We start from the raw sequence: 26455 nt of genomic DNA on the forward strand, positions 1-26455 counted from the left end.
CGGTACGGTGAGCGCAGGAGGTGTGCACGATGGGATACCTGGCGTACGACGGCTCGGCCCGGGTCTCCTTCGACGACGTGGTCCTGGCCCACCTCGAAGTCGTGATCATCTCCAAACTCCAGCGCAAGGAGTCGTTCGCGCTGTCGTGGCGGGAGTCGAGTGCCAACGGCGGCGGCCGGAGCACCATCTGGCTGGATCCGACCATCCCCCTGCGTTTCCGGTTCGTGGATGCGGGGCCGGTCGCCATCGACCGGGACTGGGTGCGCCGCCTGGCCGAATCCGCCAACTCCGGCCACGGACTGATCGCGCGGGACGGCAACGGCGACGAATGCGTGGGAACGTCGTCTTCGTGAAGCTCGGCTTCCACGCTGTCACGTTCGTCTCCCCCGACCCGGAGCGTGACGCCGCGTTCTGGGGGGCCCGTCCTCGAGCAGGCCGCCTGAGACGATCTCGTCCGGCGTGGAGCGGAAGACGAACTTCGCGAGGCTGTGTGCCCTGATGTTGTCAATGTCCGCATGGACGGCCGTCGCATACAATCGCCGGAAGAGCGAGACCGGTGCGACGAGGGGGCAGGATGTTCGGTTCGAAGAGGACGCTCGCCGATGTGGTGGAGCAGCTCAGGCCCGACCTGAGCCGGGAATCGCTCGGGGTCGGGCCCGACTTCCCGGGCATCGCCCCGAACCCGTATCTGAGCGGTGCTGCACGGAAGCGCACGGCGGAACTCCGCGCCGGCGCGCTTGCGCTCGGCACTCTGGTCGATTGGCGGGAGGTCGGCGGCGAGGGCAGGCCGCGGGTCGTCCTGATGTTCGATGTGGAGACGGCCGGCGGGATCGCGTTCCGCGGCATCGCGGACGAAAGCCTCACGATCACCGCTCTCACCCGCCTGGCGCCGGGACAGGTGTTCCCCGTGCGCTATCGGCCCGCCGTGATGGACCACTACGTCGCCCTCGCCCAGGACGCAGACCCCACCCAGGTGCAGCGGCTCGCGGACGACATCGCGAGCCGCAAGCGGGCCTGACGCCGGCTCCGGAGTGCTCTACGGCTGATCGCGCTCCGACAGCACCTTCACCTTCCGCTGGTGCCACACGATCGGGGCGGGCAGCTCGTCGCTCATCATCGAGAGCACGCGCAGCACGATGATGTCGTGGTCGCCGGCCGGGTAGCGGTGTTCGACGACGCACTCCAGCCAGGTGGGCGAACCTTCGAGGAAGACGGCGCCGGACGGGAGTTCGGCCTTGCGGACGCCGCGGAGGCGGTTCTGCTTGTCGCGGGAGGCCAGCTGTCTGGTCTTGCCCGCGTGGTCCTCGCCCAGGATGGACACCCCGATCGTCGGCGCGGCCGCCAGGTCCGGCCAGGTCGTCGAGCTGCGCTGCGCCGCGAAGGAGACCATCGGCGGATCGTAGGAGACGCCGACCGAGAAGGAGGATGCGATCATCACGACCGGCTCCTCCCCGATCATCGCGGCGAGCGCGGCGACGCCGGAGGGGAAGCCGGCGAAGGCTGCGCGCATCTCCTCCGGGTCGGAGGTGAAGTCGTAGGTCAGCGTCATCGTGAACCGCCCTCCCGGAGAGACGCGTGGATCGCAGGAGCCCAGGCGCCGAGCCAGGTGTCGAGTGCGCCCTCCTCGGCGTAGCGCTTGTCCAGCTGGTAGAGCCCCTGGGCCGGGCATATCGCGCCGAGCTCGACCAGCACGGGCTTGAGGCTGAGCTCGGGGGCGAGCGCATGCGCCGGGCCGGCGCCCAGCATCAGGGGGACGGCGACGCGGCCGGCCAGGCCGGTGGCGGTGGCGAACTGGTCGAGGAAGAGTTTGAGCAGACCCGAATAGGTGCCCTTGAAGGTCGGGGACGCGGCGATCACCAGGTCGGCATCCTGCACCCGGGCGACGGCGTCCGCGACGAGCGGGTCGCCGAAGCCCAGGAGACCGGCGCCGAGCTCGGACACCTCGATCGTCGTGGAGGTGGCGCCGAGGGCGGAGGCCAGGCGCTCGGCGGCGTCCCGGGTGCGCGACTGCGGCTTGGGGTTTCCGACGATCACGGCGGCTGTGAACATCACGGGACCTTCCTTTCGTGTGGATGCCGGGTGGCGGTGAGCAGGGAGCGCGCCTCTCGCTCGTCCTCCCGCATGGCTTCGACCAGGTCGTCGCGGCTCGCGAACGCCCGCTGCGACCGGAGGAGCCGGTCGGCCGTCACCTCGGCCCGGCTGCCGTACAGGTCGCCGGCGAAGTCGAGGACGTGCACCTCGACGGTGTGCGCTCGCCCCGGGAAGGTGTCGTTCGTCCCCACCGAGATCAGCGCCGGCAGCGGCTCGCTCCACGATTCGGCGCGGAAGCCGCCGACGTAGACGCCGTCGGCCGGCGTGCGGCCGGGCTCCTCCAGGTCGAGGTTCGCCGTCGGGAATCCGAGGGCGAGCCCGGCGCCCGCGCCGCCCACGACGGTGCCGACCAGAACGCCACGGCTCTCGGGATCGACCTCGACGCCTCCCGGCGTGACGCGCAGGAGGGAGGCAGCGACGATGCTCAGCACGCCGACGAGCGCGAGCACGGCGAGCGCGACGGCGTTGCCCGTCCACGCGAGCACGACCGCGGTCGCGGCGCTGCCGAGCACGGCGCCGAGCTGCTTCATGGAGTTGAAGGCGCCGGAGGCGGCGCCGATCGACGACCGCTCGACCGAGCTCACCGTCGCAATGGAGAACGGCGACCACAGGAACGAGTTCGCGATCCCGAACAGGGCGAACACTCCGGCGATCGCCCACAGCGGCGCCTCCAGCCAGACGAGCACGGCCGTTCCTCCGATGGAGAGCACGAGCGCCGCACCGCCGATCACCGCGACGACGCGCAGCCCGACGGTGTTGTTCAGCCGGGCCGAGACGGGCGCCGCGACCAGGCAGACGAGACCCATCGGGACCAGGACGATCGATGCGGTCACCACATCCAGCCCGCGGTCCTCCTGCAGGGCCAGCATCAGCGGGATGGGCGCGGAGCCGACGCAGAAGGCGGCCGCGGCGGCACCCCAGGACGCGGTGACGAAGCCGTGGCTGCGGAACAGCGAGACCGGCAGCAGCGCGCGGTCGCCCGAGCGGCGCTGGAGGACCACCACACCCGTGACGAGTGCGGCCCCCAGCACCACCAGCAGCCAGCGGGGGACGCCGGCGACGGAACCGGACGCGGCGTCGGTGCCCTGGATCCCCACGACCAGCGCGGCGACACCGAGCGCGTTCGCCGCCATCGCCCAGAGCGGGATGCGCGCGGGCTGCCGCTCCGACGCCGGCACCCACACGAGCACGGCCACCGCGGTGACAACGCCGATCGGCAGGTTCACGGCGAAGATCGACGGCCACCCCGCCGCCCCCACCAGCAGGCCGCCGAGGATGGGCCCGGCGACGGTGGCGGCGCCCCCGACCGCGCCCCAGATCCCGAGCGCGACCGCGAGCCGCGGCGGAGCGAACAGCGTCCGGATGATCGTGAGGCACTGCGGCGTCATCAACGCGGCGCCGACACCCTGCGCGACGCGCCAGCCGATCAGCGAACCGATGTCCTGCGAGAGCGCACAGAGGACCGATCCGATCGTGAACGCGGCGAGTCCGACCAGGTAGATCCGCCGGCGCCCGAACCGGTCGCCGAGCCGCCCCGCGATCAGCAGAGGAACCGCGTACGCGATCAGGTAGCCGCTGTTGACCCAGATCGCCAGGGTCGCGGTGGTGCCGAGCCCCGCGATCAGCGCGGGCAGCGCGACCGAGGTGATGGTGCTGTCCAGCAGCAGCATGAAGAAGCCGAGGCAGAGGCTGGCCAGGGCGAGCCAGTCCCGCGTCGATCGCCGCACAGCGCCAGCCACCTCAGACCGCCAGGTTCTCGCGGAGCGTCGAGCCGGGGTAACGAGGGGCCAGGGCTCCCCGCCGCCGGAGCTCGGGGACGAGCAGCTCGCTCAGATCGGCGAGCCCGGACGGCATCGACAGCGGGCTCGAGAGCATGTATCCGCCGCGCGACCCGGTCTGTGCGAAGTTCTCCTCGAGGGCGTCGGCCACCGTGGCGGCGTCGCCGACGACGGTGTGATCGAGGCCGGTGGCCGCCTCGAAACCGTGCTCGAAGAACTCCTGCCTGCCGATCGTGTAGTCCTCGCCGAACTCGGCGACGAGCGACCCGACGAAACCGGCCGGGCTGGCCTGGGCCGCGACGATCTCGTCCCGGAGCTCGCCCAGCCGGAACGACGCGGGCAGCGTGGAGAAGTCGTAGCCGGCGTTGTGCGAGAGCATCGTGCCGACGGCCTCGTCCGTCCAGAAGCCGAGCACCGCATCCCGCCGTGCCGACGCCTCCGCAGCGGTGCGGCCGACGATCGCCTGCGTCGCCCACAGGATGCCGACGTGCTCGGGATCCCGCCTCTCCGCGGTGAGCGCCTCGTCGAGCATGCGGCGGTGCCGCTGCTGACCGGCGAGGCTTCCGCCGAACCCGAAGACGAGGTCGGCGAACGCCGCGGAGCCGGCGATGCCGCGCGGCGAGTTTCCGGCCTGGACGATGACGGGATGCACCTGCGGGCTCGGCACGGAGGCGAGCGGGCCCTTGACGGTGAAGAACCGGCCGTCGTGGTCGATCGGGTGCACCTTCGACGGGTCGGCGAACCGGCCGGTCGCCGGGTCGCGCACGATCGCGTCCGGAGCCACCGAGTCCCACAGCGCCCGGCAGACGCCGATGAACTCCTCCATCCGCTCGTAGCGCAGGTCGTGGTCGATCAGCTCGGCGTAGCCGTAGTTCGCGGCGTCCGCACCGCGGCTGGAGGCCACGACATTGAACGCGATCCGGCCGCCGGTGACGTGGTCGAGCGAGTTGAGCAGCCGAGCGACGTAGAAGGGGTGCATGAACGTCGAGGAGTAGGTGAGCCCGAATCCGATGCTCTCCGTCACCGTCGACATCGCGGCGATGACCGGCGACATGTCCTGGCGCGGCCACTGGATGCCCCACTCCACCGCCGGGTCGATGCTCCCCCGCCAGGTGCTCGGGATGCCGGAGCCGTCGCCGAAGAACAGCATGTCCACGCCCGCCCGCTCGGCGGTCCTGGCCACCTCGAGGTACATGCGGACGTCGGGGAACTGCCGCCCGACCCACGAACCCGGCTGGGCCCAGCGGCCCTCGGTGTGCGTGAAGGACAGGTCGTACGCGATGTGCATGCCGCTCACGCGGTCACCTGCTTCCAGAGGCCGACGACCTCGTCGGTGTCGGACAGGACGGCGACGTTGAGCTCCAGCTGGACGAGCGCGGCCTCGTTCACCGCGAGGTCGTACGCGGCGGTCGCGTCGCGGGGGACCACGACCGGCCAGTCCAGCTGCATCGCGTCCTGCGCGGTCGCGTCGACGCAGCACTCGCTGGTGAGGCCGACGATCGTGAGCCAGTCGTAGCCGGCGGCTCGCAACCGCTGGTCGAGGTCGGTCCCGAGGAAGCCGCTGTAGCCGCGCTTGACGACCCGCAGCTCGTCGGCGGCGGGCTGCATCCGGTACCACTCCGCGCCGGCCGAGCCGACGATGCACGGCTCCGACTCGCCCATGGGGGCGTCGTAGTCGCCCTCGCGCAGCCAGTTGCTCGAGCGCCACGGGCGGGACGGATCGCTGCCGAGCTCCACCCAGACCACGGGGACACCCAGCTCCCGGGCGGCGTCGACCAAACCGCCGATGCGGGTCACCGTTGCGTCGAGCTCGGCGACCACCTCTTCGGTCAGGCCGTAGGCGCCGAGGGCGGCCGGGTCGCCGAAGTCGCGCTGGACATCGACGACGACGAGGGCGGGTGCGCTCCCGGGCCGGGTCAGCTGCGCGAGCTGCGCTTCGCGGAGGGCGCTCACCGGTCGCCGCCCGCGTCGTGGGCCCGCAGCGCGGGGAGGACCGTCTCGCCGAACAGGACCATGTCCTGGTCGTACTCGGGGAAGATCAGCATCAGACCGTCGAGGTCCGCCTCGCCGACGATGTACTGGATGTGCTCGGTGACGGTCTGCGCCGATCCGGCCACGTACGCGGTCTGGAAGGCCGCCTCCCCCACGGCGCCCGAGGCCCAGGCGCGCGCCTGGTCCTCCGGGACTCCCCAGGATGCGCGCATGTTCGCCAGCGCCTCCCGGTCGACGCCGGCGCCCCACTCCTTCACCTTGGCCTCGGCGAGCGCGTCGGTCTCGTCCTGGACGACGGTGAGCATGGAGTAGGTCTTGCAGGTCCGGCCGTTCGCCGCGGCCCTGGCGTGCACATCCGCCGAGAGCTCCTTCATCTCCTCCAGGCTGTCGCCGGCGAGGAAGGCCCCGTCGGCGAACCGTGCCTGGAAGGCGCGCGCGGCCTCCGACTTGCCCGCGCTGATGATCGTCGGCCGGGAGGACGGATGCGGACGCGACTCGCAGTCGACCAGGTCGAAGTACGGGGTGTGCATGGTGACGGAGTCCTCGGTCCACAGCCGGGTCACGGCCTCGGTCCAGAGCTCGGTCATCGTGTAGCGGTCGGCGTGGCTGAGCGTCGGGTCCCAGATCCCGAACTGCTCGAACTCCCCCGCGTATGCGCCGTTCACGATGTTCATGCCCGCGCGGCCACCGGACACGTCCTGCAGCGTGGCGTACATCTTCGCGGCGACCGCCGGGTTGTGCACGTTGGCATGCATCGTCGCCCAGATCTTGACCCGGTCCGTCGCCTCCGCGAGCGCTGACATCATGGTCATCGACTCCAGCGACCGGCCCCAGTGATCGGTCGTGCCGCCGAACCCGCGCCACTTCGCCATCGACATGATGAAGTCGAGGCCGATGTCCTCGGCGTGCAGGGCCGCGCGCTTGTTCCAGGCGTACGTGGCTTCGGGGTGCGGTGCGGTGGTGGAGAGCATCCAGCCGCCGTTTCCGATCGGGAGGAAGATCCCATAGTCTTTCGCGGGCATTGAGGGCCTTTCGCTGCGTTCGGTCGGTGCTTACGGGGCGGGCCAGATGAGCGTGTCGCCCGAGTAGATGGCCGTGATGTAGGAGTTGTCGAACCACTTCGCGGCCTGGGCGCCCGTCACCGTGTCCGGGACGATCTGGAACTGGTGCAGCATGTCGACGAGCTTCGTCACGTTGGCCGGGTCCATCCCGCCGAGCGGCTGGCCGGGGGTGGGGTTGTCGGCCACCACCTGGGTCTCGGTCTTCCAGATCGTCGCGTTGAGCTTCTTGTCGTACGTGGCCCCGCCGGAGAGGTCCGCCGCGAAGCCGACGCACTTCTCGGTGTTCGCTTCGCTGGCGCTGCAGTAGTCGTAGGCGTGAAGGGCCGCGCGGAGGATGTCCTGCACCGCGGTCGGGTGGGCCTTCGCGAAGGCCGGGTTGACCGCCATCGCGCCGAGCGAGCTGGGGATGCCGTACTTCACCGGCTGCCAGACCGTGACCTTGTCGCCGGCCGCCTTGAGCTGGTTGGGCTCGTTGGAGATGAACCCGGTGAGGGCGGCGAGGCCGTCCTGCTTGCGCGGCAGCACCGAGGGGTCGTAGCCCTCCTTGACCAGCTTCAGCGAGTTCCAGTCGACGCCGGCCTTCACCATCATCGCCTCCACGGAGGCGGGGACGTAGCCCTTGTGGCCGACGACCTGTCCGTCGAGCTGGGTGAGGTCGGTGATGCCCGGGTTCGTCATCAGGATGTCGAGGCCCGCGTTCGAGTACGACGAGATGCCCTCGATGTCGATGCCGTTGGCGCGCGCCTGGATGAGGTCCTGCTGCGCGATGGCGGAGACCGTCGCCTGGCCGCTGGCGAGCAGCTTCGTGTTCTGCGCGGTGTCGCCGCTTCCCGGCTTCAGCTGCACCGTCAGGCACAGGTCGGAGAAGTAGCCGAGCTTGCTGGCGGCGACGTACTCCAGGATCGAGGCGGACGACTGGAACTGGTAGCCGGAGAGGTACGTGATCGGCCCGGCCGCCTTGTTCTCCTCGCAGCGCTTGGCGGAGATGGCGGATCCGGACGACGACGAGTCTGCGGGGGAGCCGGAGCTGCACGCGGCGACACCGATCGTCAGGATGACGGCGGTGAGGGACGCGAGACCGGTCTTGATGAGACGGTGCTGCATGGGTCACTCCTTCTACGGATGGGGTGGTGCAGGGGTGCGCGATGGCAGGGGTGGGCCCGGTCGCCGGTCGACGACAGGGGTGGGGCGGTCGAGGCGGGGAGGGCCCCGGTCAGTCGGTCGAGCTCTCGTGCCAGTGCAGGACGCGGCGCTCGACCAGGGTGATGAGGGCGAGCAGGAGGACGCCCATCACCGCGAGGACGAAGATCGCCGCGTAGACGACGGCGAGCTGGTTCATCGACGAGGCGACGCTGATCATCGTGCCGAGGCCGCCGGTCGAGCCGGAGGCGGAGAGCTCGGCGACGACGGCGCCGATGATCGAGAGCGGGAAGACGATCCGCAGGGCCGCGAAGAGATACGGCAGCGCGTTGGGGATCCGCAGGTGGACGAGCATCTCCAGCCGGGACGCGTCCATCGTCTTGTACACCTGCATCACCTGCTGCGGCACGGACCGGAGACCGACGGCCGTGTTGATGAGGATGGGGAAGAAGCAGATCAGCGCGGTGATGATCAGCTTCGGCAGCGGACCGAAGCCGAAGGCGACGACGAGCGCCGGCGCGATCGCGACGAGCGGCGTGACGTTGAGCACAACCGCGATCGGCATGATCGCCCTCCGCGCCACCGGCAGCTCGCTGATGAGCACGGCGACCACGAAGGCGGCGACGAAGCCGATCGCGAGCCCCGCCGTCGCCTCGCCCAGGGTGATGAGGGCGTTGCCGAGGTAGTAGCCGAGGTTGCCGGCGAGCGATTCGCCGATCGCCTGCAGCGGAGGGAGCAGGTACGGCATCGATGCGGCGCCCCACTGCCAGAGTCCGGCGAGAAGCGCGAGCATGACGACCAGAGGAAGCCAGACCGCTGGACGTATCCACGCCATCCGGGACTTGGGGTGCCTGAGGCTGAACCGCGACGGCTCGGCGGTGACGCCGTCCGGAAGCGAGTGGGACACGGTTGCCCGTTCTGTTGCGACGCTCATCGTGTGCCCCCTAAGCCGCGTCCGTCGATCGCCATGCGGAGTGCAGGCGATCCCTGATCAGGTCTTCGTACTCGTGGAAGCGGCGCTCCTCGAACAGCCGCTGGTTCCGGGGCCGCGGGAGGTCGATGTCGATCACATCGACGATCCGGCCCGGTCGCGGCGCCATCACGACGACGGTGTCGGACATGCGCACGGCCTCGGACACCGAGTGCGTCACGAACAGCACCGTCGTCTTCAGCTCGTCCCACAGGTCGAGCAGCTGGTCCTGGAGGCTCTCCCGCGTGAACTCGTCGAGTGCGGAGAACGGCTCGTCCATGAGCAGCACATCCGGTTGCAGGCCGAACGCCCTGACGATCGCCGCGCGCTGCTGCATGCCGCCGGAGAGCTGGGCGGGCAGCTTGTGCGCCGCGTCCGCGAGCCCGGCGCGATCGAGGAGCTCGAGCATGTCCGGGGCGGGCTTCCGGCCGCCGCGCTCCGCCAGGTCGCCGATGCGCTGGCGTCGCCGCGCCGCCCCCGGGTTGATCTTCTGCGGCAGCGTCACGTTCTTCAGCACCGACAGCCACGGCAGCAGCGCCGGCGTCTGCGGGACCAGCCCGATCAGCTTCGCCGCGCCCGCTTCGCTCGGCGTCACATCGTGGACGCGCACCTCACCGCGGCCGGCCGATTCGAGACCGGCGACGATCCGGAGGAGCGTCGACTTGCCGCATCCGCTCGGGCCGATCAGGCTGACGAACCGGCCGGGCTCGATCGTGAGGTCGACGTCGTTCAACGCGATCATCGCCGAGGGACCGTACCCGTAGACCTTGCCGACCGAGGTCAGCTGTACCGCTGGCGTCACCATTCACACCCTCCATGCCGTGTACGGACCCATAGGCCCGTTCCCAGATGGCGGAGAGCGTGCGTAGCGAGTTCGATGTCTGCCACGCGGAGTCCGCTTGATATGACCTCACGGTATCCAGGCAATGTTTCCGAGACCGCCGCGGAAGATTGCGCGCGTGTTAACTCTCCGCACCGAGCGGAACGACGCCGGCGCCGTCGAACACGTAGACCTCCACGCCGAGGTCGGCCGCCGCGACGGCGACCCACCCGTTGAGGGCGCGGACCGTGACCGTGCTCACCACCAGCACCGCACGCTCGACCTGCGGCGCCGCCGTGCGCAGCCACAGCAGCTTGAACATGTCGGCCATCACCTTGTTGCGGTACGACGGCTTGTAGGAACCCTGGTTCGCGACGAGCTGGGCCACGACCGTGCCCGCCGCATCCATGCCCTCGACCTCGACCCGGACGCCGTCGGCGAGCAGCAGCACGCGCGGGCGGAGCGCCGTCCCGAGCCGCTCGCTGAGCGCGGACAGCATCAGCCGCTCCACGGAGCCCTCGGCAAAGCGATTCCACTCCCCTGCGCCGGACACGTCTGGGCCTGCCATGCGGCCAGGATAGGCGCGGCCGGTTTCCGTCAGGTTTCGGAGGGGCCGGCGCGATGGGACAGGCACTCGCTCCGTTCGAGCAGCGGACCGATCGGATCAGGCTGCTCCTCTTCGTCGGCCGGCTGGTCACCGTGCTCGCGCTGGCGTGCGGGGCGCGCCTTCGTCACCAGCGGAGCTGTCGGGCCTGCTCGAGCCACTCCTGATCGGCGGCGAGCTGCGCCTCGATCGTGTGCCGGATAGGTCGGCTGCACACGTGGACGTGACGGGCGATGACCTCGCCCACCCCCTGCCAGCGCGAAAGCCCGCTCCGAACGCGCGCGAGATCACCCTCTGAGAGCTCCGGCACGCGCGCCAGCCGCTCGCGCAGCAGCATGAGCGCGTCCGCATACTCGTCGTACCCGCGGATGACGTCGGCCTCGATCACGGGGACATCGGAGCTGCCGATCAATTCGAGACTGACGGCTCCGAAGCCGGAGTCGAAGTCCAGCGAGCGCGTCAACCAGGCGAGCTGGCTCATCTGCGCATTGAACAGCTTCTCGGCACGTCGTCGCTTGGACTCCTGAGCTCGCCACTCCCGGCGAGCCCGCGCACGGTTCGCACGCACGGCCAACCAGTTCGGTGGCGTGAGGGGCTCCTGCCGTGGGGGGACGATCCCCGCAGGCGAGCGTTCCACCCACGGGTCGTCCGGGCGGAAGCCCGCACGATAGGCGTCCGCCGCGATCCCGGCGTGATGCACGCCTTCCGCGATCCAGGCGGCCACCTCTCGCGGATCAGTGAATCCCACGTTCACCCACGTCTCGGCGTAGCTCATCCGCACCTCCCACTCGGACGCGCCCTCCCATTCCCGAGGCCGGCCCTCCCGTGGAGCGTCGACGACCTCCGCGATCACGCCGACGTGAGCCTGGCGACCCGACCCATCTCCCATGTGCACCACCTCGCCCCGCGACTTCCGCGGTGTCTCGTCCTGCGGCTGCGTCACCCAGCCATTCACCAGCCGCGTCGGCGCGACCCACATGGTGAAGGATGGCAAGCGGACGTCTCCGCCTCCGGGACCAAAGTCCTCCGCGTCCGTCTGGCTCAGGCGGCCCGGATCCTGCTAACGCGCCCGTCGGAGGCCGCCGAGGCCGACGACCACACCGATCGCGACCAGGATTGCGAGACCGCCGGCCATCCCTTGCGCGTCGGTGAGTCCGCCGATGTGCGTGGTGAGCAGGAGGCCGCAGAAGGCGGTGAAGACGGTGTTGCTGAGAAGCTGCACGACGCTGATCCCGGCGGAGGTCTGTGCCGAATCGGCGTCGCCGCGTCCCATCGCCATGGCCGCAACGGCCAGGTGCGGGAACGCCAGCCCCACACCGCCGCCGATGGCCGCCAGCGCGGGGAGCCACCACAGCATCCACGGGCCGCCCAGGCCGCCGGTCGCCGCGATGGTGACGAAGCCGGCGAGGGTCACGACGGGGCCGAGGACGCGCAGGAGTGCCCGCGTCCGCGTCGCGGTCACCGAGACGCTCGCGAATTGGGCCACCGTCCAGCCGATCGACGGCACAGCGCCGAGGTACCCGGCCCCGAACGGCGACAGGCCCAGCCGCTGCCCGAACAACGGGATGAACGCTTCGATCATCACCGACCCGGCCAGGACCGCGACCAACAGGTAGACCCACCGCAGTCGTGACCCCCGCGCATAGGTCGCCTTCGGGAGCATGCTCGACCTCGCTCGACTGTCCACGACGAGGAAGAGGACGAGCAGGAGCACACCACCCGCGGACCAGGCCAGCCGCGTCGGACCGTCGAACAGCGCGGCGACGCTGAGACCGGACACCGCGAGAAGGACCATGACGAGGGACGGGATGGCCACGGATCCGTGGGCCCGTGAGTCGTCGGGCGAACCGTTCTCGGCCGGTGCCACCGAGAAGCGTGCGGCGACCGCCAGCGCCAGTCCGCAGGCCGCCAGGACGACGAACGGCGCTCGCCAGAGTCCCGGTCCGCCGAACATGCCGCCGAGCGCCGGCCCGGCGATGCCGCCGATCGCCCACATCGCCGTGACGAGGCCGGTCGCGCGGCCCCACAGGCTCTCGGGCAGCAGAGCGCTGATCGCCACGTACGCGAGGGCGGTGAGCAGCCCGCCGCCGATTCCCTGCACGGCACGCCCGGCGACGACGATCTCCATCGTCCAGGAAGCGGTGATGACCGCCGAGCCTGCGGCGAACAGACCGAACGCGAGGAGATACGAGGCGCGGAGTCCCAGCCGTCCGATCACGGGGCTCGCGCTTGCGGACCCGATGACGGAAGCGGCCAGGAACGCGGTGTTCACCCAGGCGTAGAGGCGGTCGCCGTCCAGCTGGGAGGCGAGCGCCGGCAGCACGGCGCCCGTGATGTAGGTGGTCACGGCGTACGCGGCGACGCCACCGCTCAGCACGAGGGCGATCCGTCCATTGGCTCCCCGGAGGAGAGCACGCCAGGTCGAGGGTTGCAGTGTTTCTGTGGTCATGGCTCCACCGTAAAATCTCAACCATGGTTGAGATCAAGCGACCGAGTCCCACAGACCTCCTGACCATCGGCGAGGTGGTCCGCCGCACCGGGGTCGCGGCGTCCGCCCTGCACTTCTACGAGCGGAAGGGCCTCATCCACACCCAGCGGACGGAGGGTGGCACCCGCCTGTATCCCCGCCACGTGGAGCGGCGTATCGCGATCATCCAAGTGGCCAAGCGCCTCGGTATCCCACTCAGCGAGGTGGCGGAGCAATTCCAGGCGCTTCCCACCGATCGAATGCCCTCGCTCCGCGATTGGAACCGGCTGAACGAGCACTGGCGCGCCAAGCTGACCGCCCGCCAGCGTGAACTCGAACGGCTGCAGAGCGAGATGAGCCAGTGCATCGGCTGCGGCTGCGTCTCACTCAGCGTGTGCCTGGTCATGAACCCCGGCGACGTCCTGGGGCAGGACGGGCAGGGCGCCCGCCGCTTGCAGCCGATCGAGGAGGAGAGGGCGTGAGCCGACGGGCAAGGCGGCACTCATCGAGCCGCTCTCAGTCGGCGACCGTGCTTCTCTCCGCTCGCGACGAGGACTCGTCGCCGATCGCGTCCCTCCCGTCGACGACGGTCAGTGTGCCGGCCAGGTCGAGGTCCGTGGCCGTACCGTGTGCTCCTGCGTGCGCGAGGAGGGCGCCCCCGAGAGCCGTGCTCCAGAACGTCCTCACCTCTTGATGGAGGGGTCTGTCCACTCTCCAGCCTCGTCCATCGACGAGCTCGCTGAGGTAGCGCTCGGATTGGCGGAAGAGCAGATGGAGGTGCTGGTCGATCACGGGCGCGAGGTCGGCCCTGGTGATTCCGATCGCGAGCGCTCCCGCCACCAGAGGGAGAGAGGGCAGAGCCAGAACCGTCCGCGCGATGTTCCGCCGGAATGCGGCCGCGTCGGCAGCGTTGCGTCCGATCCGTTCGATGCGGCGGGTGTCGTGGAGCATCGCGAGAAACGCAGCATGAACGAGGAGCGAGTCCTTGGATCCGAAGTGGTAGGTGATCTGATTCGGGAACACTCCTGCAGCTTCCGCGATCTCCGCGACGCTCAGTTGCGCCCCCTGCCGTTCCTTGCACAAGCGTGCCGTGGTTTCGATCAGTCGCCTGCGCGTCGAAGATCCCCGTTCCCTCTGAGGGGCGAGTTCCCGACGGGTCGTCTGCCGCTGAGCCATGTCGTCATTGTATGTGATACAAATAGGAAGGAAATTGTATGGCATACAAGGGATGGTCTTGCTATGGAGAAGAACGAAGTCGTCGTGACCGGCTTGGGTGCGATCACGCCGCTCGGCCCGGATGTCGCCTCCACCTGGAGGGCGCTCGTGGCGGGAGAGTCCGGCATCCGCGGTGACGCCCTGGGAGATTCGGGGGACGTCGAGCTTCGCGGCGTCGCCGCGGGGACGATGGCGGTCGATCCAGCATCGTTGCTCCCCCCGGTGCAGGCACGGCGCCTGGACCGGTCCCAGCAGGCGGCCCTCGTCGCAGCCGCGGAAGCCTGGGCCGACGCGAACCTCTCCGATGTCGATCCCGAGAGGCTGGCCGCCGTCATCGGCACCGGCATCGGGGGCGTTCAGACGCTGCTGCGGGAGGACGACGTGCGGGAGACCTCGGGGGCGCGGCGCGTGTCGCCGCGAACCGTCCCGATGCTCATGCCGAACGCGGCGGCCGCGCTGATCAGCATCACCTACAACGCGCGCGGCGGCTCGTACACGCCGGTCTCCGCCTGCTCCTCAGGAGCCGAAGCGATCGCCTTCGGAGCAAGGCTCATCCGGGCCGGCGAGGCGGACGTCGTGATCGCCGGCGGCACAGAGGCGGCGATAGCCCCGATCACCGTCGCCGGCTTCCGGCAGGCTCGCTCCCTCTCGCATCACACCGGCGATCCCGCATCGGCATCACGACCGTTCGCAGCAGACCGCAGCGGTTTCGTCCTTGCAGAAGGCTCCGCCATCATCGTGATGGAAAGCGCAGAGCACGCTTCCGCGCGGGGGGCCCGGATCCACGCTGTGCTCGCCGGGGCGGGCATCGCGGCGGACGCCCACCACATCACAGCCCCCGCTCCCGACGGCAGCGGCCAGATCTCGGCGATGCGCAAGGCGCTGGCGCAGGCCGGGCTGGAGGCCGCACAGATCGGGCACGTCAACGCTCACGCCACGGGGACAGAGGTAGGAGACGCCGCCGAGGCCATCGCCATCAACACGGTGTTCGGCCGAGCCACCGTCACAGCGCCGAAAGCCGCTCTCGGCCACTTGTTCGGAGCGGCAGGCGCGATCGAGGCCCTGATCGCTGTGCTGAGCATCGAACACGGCATCATCCCTCCAACACGCAACCTCGACCGCTCGACCGTCGACCCCGGCATCGACCTCGATGTCGTCACGCAGCGACGCGAGCTGACCCAGAACGCAGTACTCAGCAACTCCTTCGGCTTCGGCGGCCAGAACGTCTCCTTGATCTTCACAGCCGAACGCTAGCTACAGGAGGCCGGAACGCTGTCGACGCCCTCACTCGGACTCCTCGCTGGCGATCCGCGCGGCAGACCAGCTGCTCGTGCCGAAGAGAGCGCCGAGCGTGACGGCCGCCATGAGCGTGAACACGCCCCAGATCGGCATCACCTCGGCCAGCAGACCGCCGGCCAACGCACCCACGGGCATGGCGCCCCAGGAGACGAGCCGGTAGGCGGACACCACACGGCCGAGAAGCGCCGGCGGCGTGAGCCGCTGGCGCACGGTGACGACGCTCACGTTCCACAAAGCGACGCCGATGCCGCCGATCACGAACGCCGCGCCGACGACAACCGCGTCATGCGCGATCACGGGCACCCCGATCTGGAGTGCCTGCGTGATGATGTTGGCGGTCATCAGGCCCCGGTCGCCGATCCACTTCCGCAGGGGCGCGACGAGAAGCCCGCCGAGGATGCTGCCGACCGCGGACACGGTCAGCAGCAGACCGTATCCGGCGGGCGACAGGCCGAGAACGGACCCGCGCCCCACGGCATAGACGACGAATACCGCGGTGACCGCCGACCCGGCGAAGTTCGTCATCCCGACGCGGAGAGTGATGGAGCGGAGTACACGGCTTCGAAGGAGGAAGCGCACCCCGGCGGCGACGTCTGCCCGGAGCGTCGAGCGGGCTGCCTGCGGAGCGGCGCGGTAGGTCCCGCGCACGAGGAGCAGGCCGGCGACCGCGAGCAGCCACAACCCGCTGGACGTGAACGAGGAGACGGCTGCGCCGATCCCGATCAGGATCCCGCCGAGTGCCGGCCCGGCGAACTGGTTGGCCGCCTGGTCTGCGACCTGCTGGGCGGCGTTCGCCCGCGGCAGGAGCGGGCGCTCGACGATCATCGGCACGATCGCCTGCGCCGACGTGTCGTAGAAGACCTCCGCGACCCCGGCACCGAACGCCACCAGATACAGGGCGAGGATGGAGTCCACCCGAAGCACGCACAGCACACCGAACACCGCGAGAAGCACTCCGCGTGCGATGTTCGCGGCCAGCATGATCCGGCGGCGGTCCCCACGGTCCGCGATGGCACCGGCCGGGAGGGAGGCGAGGAGCCAGGGCAGGGTGGCCGCGAACGACACACCGGCGATCAACGCCGGGCTGCCCGTCGTCGCCTTCGCGACCAGGAGCAGCGCGACCTTGAACGACCCGTCCGCCAGGCTCGAGAGCGTGCTTCCTGTGAGCAGGACCCAGTACCTGCCGCCGAGAGCTGGAGAGGCGGCCCTGGTGCGGGCGGCGGGGGTCTGGACCATGTTTCTTCTCCGTTCGGCTGCTGACGCACCCGACGCTATGGAAAAGTAACTGGTGACTTCAACGTAACCGGAGGAGGGTCACCGTGGGGTACAACATCATGTCAGCGACCTGCCCGTCGCGTATCGTGCTGCGGCGCATCGGAGCACGGTGGACCGTGTTCATCATCAACGCGCTCGAGCACGAACCGATGCGATTCACCGCGCTGGCCGATCGCATCCAGGGCATCACTCCCAAGGTTCTCGCCGAGACGCTGCGCTCGCTCGAGCACGACGGGCTGGTATCCCGGACGGTCTACGACGAGAACCCGCCGCGCGTCGAGTACGCGCTCACCGACCTCGGCCGATCACTTCTCGTCCCCCTCCGAGCCGTGCGCAGATGGGCCGAAGAGCACGTCCCCGACGTTCTTACAGCCCGCGCGGCCTCCACCGGCGAAACGCAGTAGCCCACGCCGGCGTCCCAGCTCTCGCTGGCGGCAGCCGACCGGCTCACAACCCCGTGGAAGAGGACCTGGTCGACGAACAAGCTTCCTCTCATGCGAGTTGAGGCTGAGAGACCGCATCAGTACGCATAGCGAACTCGCAGAAAAAATAACGACTTGATAACTAGATGCCGTTACCTCTTCGTTATATAGTTCAAGAGCAATGGTTGTTTGCTGTGGCAGCCATCGCGGAATGTGATTGCAGGACACTCTTGGTGCAAGGGAGAGGGCCGGCCGCTAGCCTCTGCGGTCGGCCCTCAATCTTTTCTCTCACCGTCCTCTCCTCCCGCGGCGCCCGCTCCCCCGTGGTGGCACGGATGTCGCCTCGCGCGCATGATGAGAAGATGCGAATGCATTGAGCTCGCAGAGGGAGGACGGGTCATGGCCGAGAGCGCGACGGCGGCGGAGCCCACGAAGCGCACCCGCATCAGCGCCGTGTCCGCCTGGGAGTCGCTGTTCCGGGCGCAGGTCGCGGTGATGCGCACGCTCGCCGCCGAGTTCCCCACCCGCGACATCTCGTTCAACGAGTACGACGTACTGTTCAACCTGTCGCGGCAGCCGAACCGCGAGCTGCGCCTCCGCGATCTGAACAAGCACGTGCTGCTCACCCAGCCGAGCGTGAGCCGCCTCGTCGACCGCCTGGTGGCGCGGGGGCTGGTGGCGAAGTGCCCGGAGCCGTCGGATGCGCGCGGCACCGTGATCCGCCTGACCGACACCGGATACGACATGTTCCGCCGGGTCGCCGTCGATCATATGAAGACCATCACAGACCGCGTCGGCGGCCGGCTGACCCCCGAAGAGCTCGAGACCCTCGCCGTGCTCTGCGACAAGCTGCGCGACGCGTCCTGACCGATCCGTCCACAGGGCCGGCGGTCTTCGCTTCTTCCCCCAACCTGAGCGTCGCCGCCCCGGGCCGGTCGGATGCGACGCGTATCATTGCCGCCACGGACGACTGGTTGTTCCACGAGGGAGAAGACGCATGAGATGGGGATGGGCGCCCGCCCTGGTCGGCTTCGTCGCACTGAGCGGACTCGCCGGTGTGCTCGCGGCGGCGGCGGTGACGCCGGCCGTCGCGCTGACGGGGACCGCGGCGGACTCGACCATCAGCGTCTTCGACGGCCTCCCCGAGTACATCAAGGTCGAGCCGCTCGCGCAGGCGTCCACCATGTACGCCCTCAGCAACGGCCAGCAGGTGCCGATCGCCAGCTTCTACTCGCAGAACCGTGTCGAGGTCGGCTGGGACGCCATCTCGCAGAACCTCAAGGATGCGGCAATCGCGACGGAGGACCCGCGGTTCTACGAGCACGGCGGGGTGGATGTCACCGGCACGATCCGCGGCGCGATGCTGACCGCGCTGCACAAGTCGGTGCAGGGCGGCTCGTCGATCACCCAGCAGTACGTGAAGAACATCCTCGTGCAGCGGTGTGAGAACAAACAGCCCGACCCCACCGCGACCGACGCCGTCCAGAAGAAGCAGCTGACGGTCTACGAGGCCTGCTACGACGACGCGACGAAGGTCGACCCGTCCCGCAAGCTGAAGGAGATGCGGTACGCGATCGGGCTCGAGAAGGAGTACTCGAAGAACGACATCCTCCAGAGCTACCTGAACATCGCACTGTTCGGCGGCCGCGTCTACGGCGTCCAGTCCGCCGCCGAGTACTACTTCGGGGTGGCCGCGAAGGATGTCAACGTCCAGCAGGCGGCGACGCTGATCGCCATCCTGAACAACCCGGACAACCTGCGGATCGACCGGCCGGACGACAAGGAGAACGGCGCGGCGAACGGGTACAAGGAGACCCTCGACCGGCGCAACTACGTGCTCGACCGGATGCTAGCCAACGGCAAGATCACCAAGGAGGAGCACGACGCGGCCCGGGCCACCAAGGTCGAGCCGAAGATCACCCCGACCCAGAACGGCTGCATGACGGCGCAGCAGTACAACGCCGCGTTCTTCTGCGACTATGTCGAGCACGTGATCAAGCAGGACCCGATCTTCGGCAAGACCGACGACGATCGCACCAACTACCTGACCCGCGGCGGCCTCAAGATCTACACGACGCTCAACCTGGACCTTCAGAACCAGGCGCAGCAGGCGGTCAGCGCGTATATCCCGCCGACCAGCCCGCGGCTCGACCTCGGGTCCTCGAACGTTTCCGTCGAGGTCGGCACCGGCCGTGTTGTGACGATGGTGCAGAACCGGCCATACGACAACACTGCGGCGCCCGCCCCGGGGACCACGGCGGTCAACTACAACACCGACTACGACTACGGCGCATCAGAGGGCTTCCAGACAGGGTCCGCCTACAAGGTGTTCGACCTGCTCGAGTGGCTGCAGGAGGGCCACTCGCTCTACCAGACGGTCAGTGGGACACAGCACGTCTTCCCGCAAACCCAGTTCCACGCGAGCGACCCGTGCAACGACATCGGCGGGGCACCGTGGAACGTGTCCAATGACGAAGGCGAGTCCGTCACCTCCACCACCGTGATGAACGCGACGGCACAGTCGATCAACACGATCTTCGCCAAGATGGCGACCCAGCTCGACCTCTGCGGGATCAAGCAGCGCGCCAAGGACCTCCTGGTGCACGGAGCGGACGAGGCTCAGAACCCGTTCATGTCGAACCCGTCCTCTGTGCTCGGCACCAACTACATCGCCCCGCTGACGATGGCGACCGCCTACGCAGGCCTCGCCAACAACGGCGTCGCCTGCAGCCCGATCGCGATCGACAAGATCATTGACGCGAACGGCGCAGAGCACGCGGTCCCGAAGTCGACCTGCTCGCCTACCCCGATCGATCCCCAGGTCGCGGCGGCAGCGATCTACGCCCTCCAGGGTGTGCTGCGCGGCGGCGGCACCGCCGCCGCCGCCAATCCCGGCGACGGAATCCCGATCTTCGGCAAGACCGGCACGACCGACAATTCGCTCGAGAACTGGCTGGTCACCTCCACCACGAAGGTCGCCCAGGCGACGTGGGTGGGTAACGTGCAGGGCCAGGTGGCACTGCGGAGCCAGACATTCCAGGGCGTCGGCGGTGGCAACGTCAAGTTCTCGATCGCCAAGCGCATCCTCGCGGCGCTGAACGCGGCATACGGGGGCAGCGCGTTCCCGTCGCCGAGTGGCAAGTTCACGACGGCTCCTGTCGCACCCAAGCCGCCGACGGCTCCGGGAGGGCCGACGGCACCCGCTCCGGGAGCCGGCGGGAACCCCGGGAACGGCGGCGGCAACGGCGGCGGGAACGGCGGTCCGGGCAAGCCCACCAAGCCCTGATCGAGCCGCGGGTCAGCCCCACCTTCGCACGCCGGATGTCGGCAGCAGAGCCCGCTGCTGTCTAGCCATCCTGCCCGATATTCGGACTAGTGTTATCGCGTGGGACGCACACCAGATCCGAACCGCAAACCGGAACTGCTCGGCCGCATCATGGAGCACGTGGCGACGGAGCCGCTCTCCCGCATGACCTTCCGCAGCCTGGCCAGCGCCCTCGGCGTGAGCACCTACTCGTTCGTCTATCACTTCGGCTCCCGGCAGGAGATGATCGACGCCATCCTCGAAGAGGGCGTCCGTCAGCAGACCGAGTCGCTGGTCGGCGTCGACGTCACGGCGTTCGACCGCGACCAGTTCCGCGACTGGTACAAGGAGGCCTTCCGCCACTCCCTGCGCGAGAACAACCGCACCGGTCTGCGGCTGCAGTTCGAGGCGGGAGCCCTCGAGCCGATCGACCCCGACATCGGCAAGCGCGTGACCACGTCCTTCACGCAGTGGCGCGACACCGTGAAGTCCTGGCTCAAGAAGCAGGGCATCGAGACCCGCCGCGCCGGCGTCCTCGCCACCTGGCTGGTCGACTCGGCGGCCGGGCTGCACTTCGGCTACCTGATGATCGGTGACCGCACCGGGACGGTGCAGGCCTTCGACCTCTTCCTCGACGCCTTCCTCCGCGAGGCCTTCGACGCCTGAGCCGCGGGCGGGGACCGGGCGCTAGCGCGACGCGCGCTCCGCCACCGTCTTCACGCCCTCGAGCATCTGCGCCCAGTTCGCCTGCGCGTGCTCGGCCGCCTCCCGCGTCGGGTTGTTGTCCTGGTCCAGCGTCACGCGCGTCCCGCCGGGGATCTCATCCAGCTCGAACCGAAGGGTGTGGTAGTTCTCCGGCACATCCGGCAGGCCGCTCAACGGGCTGAAATGCGTCAGCACCACCCGCCACGGCTCCTCGCGGTCCTCCAGCTCGATCACGCGCCCGTGGTCCTCGAACGCCTTCCCCTGCCACTCACCGCGCCAGACGATCGTCGACCCCAGACGCCAGCCGGAGACCACCTCGGCACCGAACAGGATCTCCGGTCGTGCGCCGTTCGTCGTCAGCACCTTCCACACCGCACGCCGCGGTGCGGCCACGTCGATCTCCGCACGCGCCACATAGTTGCCCATCGTCGCCTCCCGGGTCGTGCCGCCCATCCCACACCCCGGCACGCCGCCTGCGCAAGCACGAGTTGTCGTGCCCGTCAGCCGCGGGAGTAGACGACCGCCTCCCAGGGCCGGAGCGATCCGCGCAACGCCTCCGTGGCGGGGCCCAGGTTCGCGAGCTCCGGTTCGATTCCGGCGCCCCCGCCTCCCGCGACGGCCCAGCCGGGCAGCTGCCCGGCGTCGAACGCCGCCGGCTCGCCGCTGAGATTCGCCAGCACCAGCAGCGACCGGTCGCCGAGCCCGCGCGTGTAGGCGAAGACCTGGGGATGCTCCGGCAGCACGAGCGCGTAGTCGCCGGTCGCGACGACCTCCGACCGATGGCGCAGGTCGATCAGGGCGCGGTAGTGCGCGAACACCGACTCGGGATCGCGCACCTCGGCCTCCGCGTTGATCTCGGTCGCGTTGGGGTTGACCGCGATCCATGGTGTGCCCGCCGTGAAACCCGCGTGCGGTCCGGAGGTCCACTGCATCGGCGTGCGGGCGTTGTCGCGGCTGGTCCGGCGCAGCGCCGCGAGCACCTCGTCGGCGGGCGCTCCGAGGATGTCGACCGCCTCGGCGTAGTGGTTCAGCGACTCGATGTCGCGGAAGTCGTCGATCGAGGCGAACGGCACGTTCGTCATCCCGAGCTCCTCGCCCTGGTAGACGTACGGGGTGCCGCGCATCAGGTGCAGCACGGTGCCGAGCGCCTTGGCCGACGGGATGCGGTTCGCGCCGTCGTCCCCGAAACGGCTGACCACGCGGGGCTGGTCGTGGTTGTTCCAGTACAGGCTGTTCCAGCCGAGGTCGGCCAGCCCCTCCTGCCACAGCGAGAGGTTGCGCTTGAGGTCGACCACCGTGAGGGGACGGTGGTCCCACTTGCCGCCCGGTCCGTGATCCAGGTCGACGTGCTCGAACTGGAACACCATGTCGAGTTCGCCGTTGCGGGGGTCCGTGAAACGGCGTGCCTGCTCGATGTCGACGCCCGGCATCTCGCCGACGGTCAGGTAGCGGTCCTCGCGGCCGGCGAACACCCGCTCGTGCATCTCGTGCAGGAACTCGTGGATGCGCGGCCCCTGGGCGAAGTACGGGTACGCGTCGCCGTACAGTGCGCCCTCGGGGACGACGCCGTCGGGCAGCGAGGTGACCTTCGAGATGAAGTTGATGACGTCCATCCGGAACCCGTCGACCCCGCGGTCGAGCCACCAGTTCATCATCTCGTACACCGCGTCGCGGACCTCCGGGTTCTCCCAGTTGAGGTCCGGCTGCTTTCGCGAGAACAGGTGGAGGTAGTACTCGCCGGTCTGCGGATCGAGCTGCCAGGCCGGCCCGGAGAAGAAGGAGCCCCAGTTGTTCGGCTCCGCGCCCTGTTCGCCCGGCCGAGCGCCGTCGCGCGCAGGACGCCACCAGTACCAGTCCCGCTTGGGGTTGTCGGTGGAGGATGCGGACTCCACGAACCACGGGTGCTCGTCCGACGTGTGATTGACGACGAGGTCCATGACCAGCTTCATGCCGCGGTCGTGCAGGCCGGCGAGCAGCTCGTCGAAGTCGTCGAAAGTGCCGAACAGCGGGTCGATCGCGCGGTAGTCGCTGATGTCGTAGCCGTTGTCGTCGTGCGGGGACGCGTAGATCGGCGACAGCCAGACCACGTCGACCCCGAGCTCGTGCAGATAGTCGAGGTGCTCGATCACCCCGCGCAGGTCACCGATCCCGTCGCCGTCGCTGTCCGCGAAGCTGCGCGGATAAACCTGATAGACGACCGCCGACTGCCACCACTTGTCGCTCACGCGCCCACCCTACCCGGGCAGCGGGATGCGTCGGCCCGTGACCGCGGACTCGCGGGAGGCCAGGGCCACGCGGAGCGCTTCGACCGCCGAGGAGACGGGCGCCCGGGTGGTCGGCGCGCCCGCGGTCACGCAGTCGAGGAAGTAGCGGGCCTGCGCGGCGAACGCGTCGCCGGCGTCCGGCTCCGCCGCACCCACCCCCGCGTCGCCGACCACCTCGAACGCCGTGCGGAAGGGCTGGCCCTCGGGGAGGTCGGACGCGCTGAGCACCTGCGCGACCCCTCCGCCCTCGTACTCGATCGTCGTCACGACGGGGACGCCGAAGCCCGTGCCGGCAAGAGCGACGCTGGTCACGGCGACGGCACGCCCCAGGTATGCGGCTGCCTGATCGAAATCGTGGATGGCGAAGTCGACGAGCATCCCGCCGGACCGGGAATCGTCCTCCAGCCAGTCGTATCCGACCGGGGCCGACGATATCCGCGACGCGCGCACCACCCGCGGACGGCCGACGGACCCGGCCTCGACGCGCTCCGCGAGCGCCGCATAGCCGGGGAAGAACCGCACGACGTGCGCGACCATAAGCGTCCCGGTGGACCGCGCGGCGGCGGCCTCCACACGCTCGGCGTCTTCGAGAGTCAGCGCGATGGGCTTCTCCAGCAGCACGTGACGTCCTGCGTCCAGGGCCCGGATCGCCAGGTCGGCGTGCGACGGGGTCGGGGTGCAGACCGAGACGATGGTGACGGCGGGGTCGTCGAGCGCCTCGTCCAGCCGGGTGGCCCAGCGGGCGTCCGGCGCATCGGGAAGATCGGGCCGCCGACGCGGGGAGACCGCCCACCGCACCGGGACGCCGTTGGCCGCCCATGCCGCCGCGTGCGCCCGGCCCATCCGGCCGGTGCCGACGACGGCGACGGCCTCGGTCATCGCACGACGAGGTCGACGCGCGCCGGGTCGAACACGGAATCCAGGATCAGGCGCCCCGCCCCCCGGATGCCCGCCTGCTCCTTGGCCACGCTCACCGCGATGTCGAGCTGGTCCGTGATCATCGGGAGGCAGTCGGAGTAGATCGCGGAGCGGACCCCGGCGACGAACGCCTCGGCCTCGCCGAGGATGCCGCCGAGCACCAGGCGCTGCGGGTTGAAGAAGTTCATGATGGTCGCGAGCACGCCGCCGGTGCGGAGACCCGCCTCGCGCAGTTCCTGGGTCGCCCGCGGATGCGCGTCGCGGGCCAGCGCCAGCACCTCGCGGGTGTCGGAGATCTCGACCCCGGAGGAGCGCAGCGCCTGCACGATCGCGGCGCCGCCGGCCACCGCATCCAGACAACCGATCCGGCCGCACGAGCAGAGCACCGCCGGAGCGCCGGGCACGGTGACGTGGCTGATGTCGCCCGCCATGCCGTGGTGGCCGTGGTAGATGCCGCCGAAGGCGACGATGCCGCAGCCGATGCTCGACCCCGCCTTGACGAAGACGAGCTCGCCGACGTCGCCGCCCAGGGTGTCGTACTCGCCGAGCGCCATCAGGTTGGCGTCGTTGTCCGCGGCGGCGGGGAGACCGGTGATCGCGGAGAGCTCGGCCGCCACATCCACACCGTTCCAGCCGGGCATGCGCGAGGGCGACACCATGCGGCCGGTGGTGGAGTCGACGGGGCCGGGCAGGCCGATGCCGAACCCGCGCAGGGTCTGGCCGGGAACGGCGTGCGCGTCCGTGAGCTCCGCGCCGACCTCGGCGATCCAGCGGAGGACGGCGGCGGGGCCGATGGAGATGTCCATCTGCTCGGTGCGGGAGGCGAGCACGCGTCCGCTCAGGTCGATGAGCCCGAACGTGGCGTGGTGGGAGCCGAGGTCCGCGGCGCAGACGACGCCGGTGGACGCATCCACCTCGAGGGCGCGCGGGCGGCGCCCTCCGTGTGAGACGCCGGCGCCCGCCTCGCGGAGGTACCCGGCGGCGATGAGGGCGTCGACGCGCTGCGACACCGTCGACGGCGACAGGCCGGTGCTGCGCGCGAGGTCGGCGCGCGAGCGGGACCGGCCGGAGCGGACCAGGTCGAGGATGCCGCCCGGCGTTCCCGGGCCGGCCTGGACGGGCGTCCCCTCGATCGTGCTCGTCATCGCGGCATCCCCTCTGCGGCGATGGGCCTGCTGCCCGCCGTCTTGCGTTGAGGATACTGTACCGACTTCGTTCGAAATCGGATCAACTAATTTCGATATTGCGATAAACGGCCGATACTTAGTACGCTCATCGAAACCTGCCCGACGACGATGCGAGGACCCCCGATGACAGCAACGGACGCACGGCCGATGGTGAGCCTGCGCGCGGTCGACAAGCACTTCGGCGACCTCCACGTGCTGCAGAACATCGACCTCGATGTCGCCGAGCGCGAGGTGGTCGTGGTGATCGGGCCGTCCGGCTCCGGCAAGTCGACGCTGTGCCGTTCGATCAACCGTCTGGAGACCATCGACTCGGGCGAGATCCGCGTCGACGGCGAACTGCTGCCGGAAGAGGGAGCCCCGCTCGCCACGCTCCGCGCCGAGGTCGGGATGGTGTTCCAGTCGTTCAACCTGTTCGCCCACCGGACGATCCTCGACAACGTCACCCTCGCTCCGCTCAAGGTGCGCAAACTCGGCAAGGACGCCGCACGCGCCCAGGCGATGGAGCTGCTCGACCGGGTGGGGATCGCCGACAAGGCGGACAGCCACCCGGCCCAGCTCTCCGGCGGCCAGCAGCAGCGCGCGGCCATCGCCCGCGCTCTCGCCATGCAGCCGAAGGTCATGCTCTTCGACGAGCCGACCAGCGCCCTCGACCCCGAGATGGTCGGCGAGGTGCTCGACGTGATGACCTCGCTGGCGAAGGAGGGCATGACGATGATCGTCGTCACCCACGAGATGGGCTTCGCCCGCCGCGCCGCCGACCGCGTGGTCTTCATGGACCGCGGCCAGATCGTGGAGCAGGCCCCACCTGCACAGTTCTTCGACTCCCCCGCCACCGAGCGGGCGAAGTCGTTCCTGGCCTCCGTGCTGTCGCACTAGCACCCGCACCGCACGAGGCCGCGCACCACCGTTCCACATCACACCGAAGTCCAATCAGAAAGGGACG

At 69.6% G+C, this 26455-nt stretch carries 27 protein-coding genes; 9 read left to right on the forward strand and 18 right to left on the reverse strand.

Features of this window, described 5'->3' with window-relative positions:
* The first annotated feature begins 29 nt into the window (after positions 1-29).
* Both BLW09_RS16425 and BLW09_RS16430 read left to right on the forward strand, forming a co-directional pair.
* Positions 30-353 (forward strand): DUF7882 family protein, encoded by a 324-nt coding sequence (locus tag BLW09_RS16425; protein WP_089915199.1) that lies wholly within the window; start codon positions 30-32, stop codon positions 351-353.
* Positions 354-574: 221 nt separating this feature from the next.
* The gene (locus BLW09_RS16430; protein ID WP_089915202.1) at positions 575-1018 is read left to right on the forward strand and encodes a hypothetical protein; all 444 of its coding nucleotides are present in this window, start codon (positions 575-577) and stop codon (positions 1016-1018) included.
* A gap of 18 nt (positions 1019-1036) precedes the next feature.
* Here BLW09_RS16430 and BLW09_RS16435 read toward each other — a convergent pair whose 3' ends face one another.
* From BLW09_RS16435 to BLW09_RS16490, 12 genes are all read right to left on the reverse strand, one after another.
* The gene (locus BLW09_RS16435; protein ID WP_231946911.1) at positions 1037-1549 is read right to left on the reverse strand and encodes a flavin reductase family protein; all 513 of its coding nucleotides are present in this window, start codon (positions 1547-1549) and stop codon (positions 1037-1039) included.
* Positions 1546-2049 carry an NADPH-dependent FMN reductase gene (locus BLW09_RS16440; protein ID WP_089915204.1) on the reverse strand — a complete coding sequence of 168 codons (504 nt, stop codon included), beginning with the start codon at positions 2047-2049 and terminating at the stop codon, positions 1546-1548. The genes BLW09_RS16435 and BLW09_RS16440 overlap by 4 nt, the downstream gene beginning before the upstream one ends.
* Entirely contained in the window at positions 2049-3818 is a 1770-nt protein-coding gene (locus BLW09_RS16445; RefSeq protein ID WP_089915207.1) for an MDR family MFS transporter, read from the reverse strand. The genes BLW09_RS16440 and BLW09_RS16445 overlap by 1 nt, the downstream gene beginning before the upstream one ends.
* Positions 3819-3831: 13 nt before the next feature.
* Complete coding sequence (locus tag BLW09_RS16450) at positions 3832-5157, reverse strand: NtaA/DmoA family FMN-dependent monooxygenase (protein ID WP_231947189.1); 1326 nt, start codon at positions 5155-5157, stop codon at positions 3832-3834.
* Between the two features lie 5 nt (positions 5158-5162).
* Complete coding sequence (locus BLW09_RS16455; RefSeq protein ID WP_089915213.1) at positions 5163-5822, reverse strand: cysteine hydrolase family protein; 660 nt, start codon at positions 5820-5822, stop codon at positions 5163-5165.
* Complete coding sequence (locus BLW09_RS16460) at positions 5819-6883, reverse strand: LLM class flavin-dependent oxidoreductase (protein ID WP_089915216.1); 1065 nt, start codon at positions 6881-6883, stop codon at positions 5819-5821. The genes BLW09_RS16455 and BLW09_RS16460 overlap by 4 nt, the downstream gene beginning before the upstream one ends.
* 30 nt (positions 6884-6913) lie before the next feature.
* Entirely contained in the window at positions 6914-8026 is a 1113-nt protein-coding gene (locus tag BLW09_RS16465; protein WP_089915219.1) for an ABC transporter substrate-binding protein, read from the reverse strand.
* A gap of 109 nt (positions 8027-8135) precedes the next feature.
* Entirely contained in the window at positions 8136-8996 is an 861-nt protein-coding gene (locus BLW09_RS16470) for an ABC transporter permease (protein ID WP_089915221.1), read from the reverse strand.
* Between the two features lie 10 nt (positions 8997-9006).
* Positions 9007-9837, reverse strand: coding sequence for an ABC transporter ATP-binding protein (locus tag BLW09_RS16475; protein WP_089915224.1), 831 nt, complete (start codon positions 9835-9837; stop codon positions 9007-9009).
* Between the two features lie 157 nt (positions 9838-9994).
* Positions 9995-10420, reverse strand: coding sequence for a hypothetical protein (locus BLW09_RS16480; protein WP_089915227.1), 426 nt, complete (start codon positions 10418-10420; stop codon positions 9995-9997).
* A 163-nt stretch (positions 10421-10583) separates the two neighbouring features.
* Positions 10584-11180 (reverse strand): hypothetical protein, encoded by a 597-nt coding sequence (locus tag BLW09_RS16485; RefSeq protein WP_157696989.1) that lies wholly within the window; start codon positions 11178-11180, stop codon positions 10584-10586.
* A 336-nt stretch (positions 11181-11516) separates the two neighbouring features.
* Complete coding sequence (locus BLW09_RS16490) at positions 11517-12905, reverse strand: MFS transporter (protein ID WP_089915232.1); 1389 nt, start codon at positions 12903-12905, stop codon at positions 11517-11519.
* Between the two features lie 23 nt (positions 12906-12928).
* Here BLW09_RS16490 and soxR point away from each other — a divergent pair, with 23 nt between their 5' ends.
* Positions 12929-13405: a redox-sensitive transcriptional activator SoxR gene (gene soxR, locus BLW09_RS16495; protein WP_089915234.1), complete on the forward strand. Its 477-nt coding sequence runs from the start codon at positions 12929-12931 to the stop codon at positions 13403-13405.
* A gap of 34 nt (positions 13406-13439) precedes the next feature.
* On the opposite strand, the gene BLW09_RS16500 is transcribed toward soxR, so the two are convergent.
* On the reverse strand, positions 13440-14099 hold the full coding sequence (locus tag BLW09_RS16500; protein WP_089915237.1) for a TetR/AcrR family transcriptional regulator C-terminal domain-containing protein: 660 nt from the start codon (positions 14097-14099) through the stop codon (positions 13440-13442).
* A 63-nt stretch (positions 14100-14162) separates the two neighbouring features.
* Between BLW09_RS16500 and BLW09_RS16505 the strand changes: the two genes are divergently transcribed.
* Positions 14163-15392 (forward strand): beta-ketoacyl-[acyl-carrier-protein] synthase family protein, encoded by a 1230-nt coding sequence (locus tag BLW09_RS16505; RefSeq protein ID WP_089915240.1) that lies wholly within the window; start codon positions 14163-14165, stop codon positions 15390-15392.
* A gap of 30 nt (positions 15393-15422) precedes the next feature.
* On the opposite strand, the gene BLW09_RS16510 is transcribed toward BLW09_RS16505, so the two are convergent.
* On the reverse strand, positions 15423-16673 hold the full coding sequence (locus BLW09_RS16510; RefSeq protein WP_089915243.1) for an MFS transporter: 1251 nt from the start codon (positions 16671-16673) through the stop codon (positions 15423-15425).
* Positions 16674-16756: 83 nt separating this feature from the next.
* On the opposite strand from BLW09_RS16510, the gene BLW09_RS16515 reads away from it, so the two are divergent.
* The 4 genes from BLW09_RS16515 (at position 16757) to BLW09_RS16530 (ending at position 21104) form a co-directional block, all read left to right on the forward strand.
* A complete protein-coding gene (locus tag BLW09_RS16515) occupies positions 16757-17116 on the forward strand; it encodes a winged helix-turn-helix transcriptional regulator (RefSeq protein WP_231946912.1) in 360 nt (119 codons plus the stop codon).
* Between the two features lie 417 nt (positions 17117-17533).
* The gene (locus BLW09_RS16520; protein WP_089915246.1) at positions 17534-18001 is read left to right on the forward strand and encodes a MarR family winged helix-turn-helix transcriptional regulator; all 468 of its coding nucleotides are present in this window, start codon (positions 17534-17536) and stop codon (positions 17999-18001) included.
* Between the two features lie 130 nt (positions 18002-18131).
* Positions 18132-20420 (forward strand): transglycosylase domain-containing protein, encoded by a 2289-nt coding sequence (locus BLW09_RS16525; protein WP_089915249.1) that lies wholly within the window; start codon positions 18132-18134, stop codon positions 20418-20420.
* 99 nt (positions 20421-20519) lie between these two features.
* Positions 20520-21104, forward strand: a complete 585-nt coding sequence (locus BLW09_RS16530) for a TetR/AcrR family transcriptional regulator (RefSeq protein ID WP_089915252.1) — start codon at positions 20520-20522, stop codon at positions 21102-21104.
* A 21-nt stretch (positions 21105-21125) separates the two neighbouring features.
* Here the strand turns inward: BLW09_RS16530 and BLW09_RS16535 are convergent, their stop codons facing one another.
* The 4 genes from BLW09_RS16535 to BLW09_RS16550 are packed head-to-tail and all read right to left on the reverse strand — an operon-like array spanning position 21126 to position 25470.
* Positions 21126-21596, reverse strand: a complete 471-nt coding sequence (locus BLW09_RS16535) for an SRPBCC family protein (protein WP_089915255.1) — start codon at positions 21594-21596, stop codon at positions 21126-21128.
* Positions 21597-21643: 47 nt separating this feature from the next.
* Positions 21644-23368 carry a glycoside hydrolase family 13 protein gene (locus tag BLW09_RS16540; protein WP_089915258.1) on the reverse strand — a complete coding sequence of 575 codons (1725 nt, stop codon included), beginning with the start codon at positions 23366-23368 and terminating at the stop codon, positions 21644-21646.
* A gap of 9 nt (positions 23369-23377) precedes the next feature.
* Positions 23378-24286, reverse strand: coding sequence for a Gfo/Idh/MocA family protein (locus tag BLW09_RS16545; protein ID WP_089915261.1), 909 nt, complete (start codon positions 24284-24286; stop codon positions 23378-23380).
* Positions 24283-25470, reverse strand: coding sequence for an ROK family transcriptional regulator (locus tag BLW09_RS16550; protein ID WP_089915264.1), 1188 nt, complete (start codon positions 25468-25470; stop codon positions 24283-24285). Before BLW09_RS16550 ends, BLW09_RS16545 begins: the two co-directional genes overlap by 4 nt.
* Positions 25471-25635: 165 nt before the next feature.
* Between BLW09_RS16550 and BLW09_RS16555 the strand changes: the two genes are divergently transcribed.
* Positions 25636-26388 (forward strand): amino acid ABC transporter ATP-binding protein, encoded by a 753-nt coding sequence (locus BLW09_RS16555; RefSeq protein ID WP_089915267.1) that lies wholly within the window; start codon positions 25636-25638, stop codon positions 26386-26388.
* Positions 26389-26455: the final 67 nt, after the last annotated feature.

The organism is Leifsonia sp. 21MFCrub1.1, from assembly GCF_900107895.1.
GTDB classification, from domain to species: Bacteria; Actinomycetota; Actinomycetes; order Actinomycetales; family Microbacteriaceae; genus Leifsonia; species Leifsonia soli.

What these genes read in the sequence shown, in the direction of transcription:
- BLW09_RS16450 (WP_231947189.1), bottom strand. Translation starts at nt 5,157, where the DNA reads ATGCACATCGCGTACGACCTGTCCTTCACGCACACCGAGGGCCGCTGG.
- BLW09_RS16435 (WP_231946911.1), bottom strand. Translation starts at nt 1,549, where the DNA reads ATGACGCTGACCTACGACTTCACCTCCGACCCGGAGGAGATGCGCGCA.
- BLW09_RS16425 (WP_089915199.1), top strand. Translation starts at nt 30, where the DNA reads ATGGGATACCTGGCGTACGACGGCTCGGCCCGGGTCTCCTTCGACGAC.
- BLW09_RS16505 (WP_089915240.1), top strand. Translation starts at nt 14,163, where the DNA reads ATGGAGAAGAACGAAGTCGTCGTGACCGGCTTGGGTGCGATCACGCCG.
- soxR (WP_089915234.1), top strand. Translation starts at nt 12,929, where the DNA reads ATGGTTGAGATCAAGCGACCGAGTCCCACAGACCTCCTGACCATCGGC.
- BLW09_RS16520 (WP_089915246.1), top strand. Translation starts at nt 17,534, where the DNA reads ATGGCCGAGAGCGCGACGGCGGCGGAGCCCACGAAGCGCACCCGCATC.
- BLW09_RS16470 (WP_089915221.1), bottom strand. Translation starts at nt 8,996, where the DNA reads ATGAGCGTCGCAACAGAACGGGCAACCGTGTCCCACTCGCTTCCGGAC.
- BLW09_RS16510 (WP_089915243.1), bottom strand. Translation starts at nt 16,673, where the DNA reads ATGGTCCAGACCCCCGCCGCCCGCACCAGGGCCGCCTCTCCAGCTCTC.
- BLW09_RS16500 (WP_089915237.1), bottom strand. Translation starts at nt 14,099, where the DNA reads ATGGCTCAGCGGCAGACGACCCGTCGGGAACTCGCCCCTCAGAGGGAA.
- BLW09_RS16465 (WP_089915219.1), bottom strand. Translation starts at nt 8,026, where the DNA reads ATGCAGCACCGTCTCATCAAGACCGGTCTCGCGTCCCTCACCGCCGTC.
- BLW09_RS16475 (WP_089915224.1), bottom strand. Translation starts at nt 9,837, where the DNA reads ATGGTGACGCCAGCGGTACAGCTGACCTCGGTCGGCAAGGTCTACGGG.
- BLW09_RS16440 (WP_089915204.1), bottom strand. Translation starts at nt 2,049, where the DNA reads ATGTTCACAGCCGCCGTGATCGTCGGAAACCCCAAGCCGCAGTCGCGC.
- BLW09_RS16550 (WP_089915264.1), bottom strand. Translation starts at nt 25,470, where the DNA reads ATGACGAGCACGATCGAGGGGACGCCCGTCCAGGCCGGCCCGGGAACG.
- BLW09_RS16525 (WP_089915249.1), top strand. Translation starts at nt 18,132, where the DNA reads ATGAGATGGGGATGGGCGCCCGCCCTGGTCGGCTTCGTCGCACTGAGC.
- BLW09_RS16545 (WP_089915261.1), bottom strand. Translation starts at nt 24,286, where the DNA reads ATGACCGAGGCCGTCGCCGTCGTCGGCACCGGCCGGATGGGCCGGGCG.
- BLW09_RS16480 (WP_089915227.1), bottom strand. Translation starts at nt 10,420, where the DNA reads ATGGCAGGCCCAGACGTGTCCGGCGCAGGGGAGTGGAATCGCTTTGCC.
- BLW09_RS16555 (WP_089915267.1), top strand. Translation starts at nt 25,636, where the DNA reads ATGACAGCAACGGACGCACGGCCGATGGTGAGCCTGCGCGCGGTCGAC.
- BLW09_RS16430 (WP_089915202.1), top strand. Translation starts at nt 575, where the DNA reads ATGTTCGGTTCGAAGAGGACGCTCGCCGATGTGGTGGAGCAGCTCAGG.
- BLW09_RS16460 (WP_089915216.1), bottom strand. Translation starts at nt 6,883, where the DNA reads ATGCCCGCGAAAGACTATGGGATCTTCCTCCCGATCGGAAACGGCGGC.
- BLW09_RS16535 (WP_089915255.1), bottom strand. Translation starts at nt 21,596, where the DNA reads ATGGGCGGCACGACCCGGGAGGCGACGATGGGCAACTATGTGGCGCGT.
- BLW09_RS16490 (WP_089915232.1), bottom strand. Translation starts at nt 12,905, where the DNA reads ATGACCACAGAAACACTGCAACCCTCGACCTGGCGTGCTCTCCTCCGG.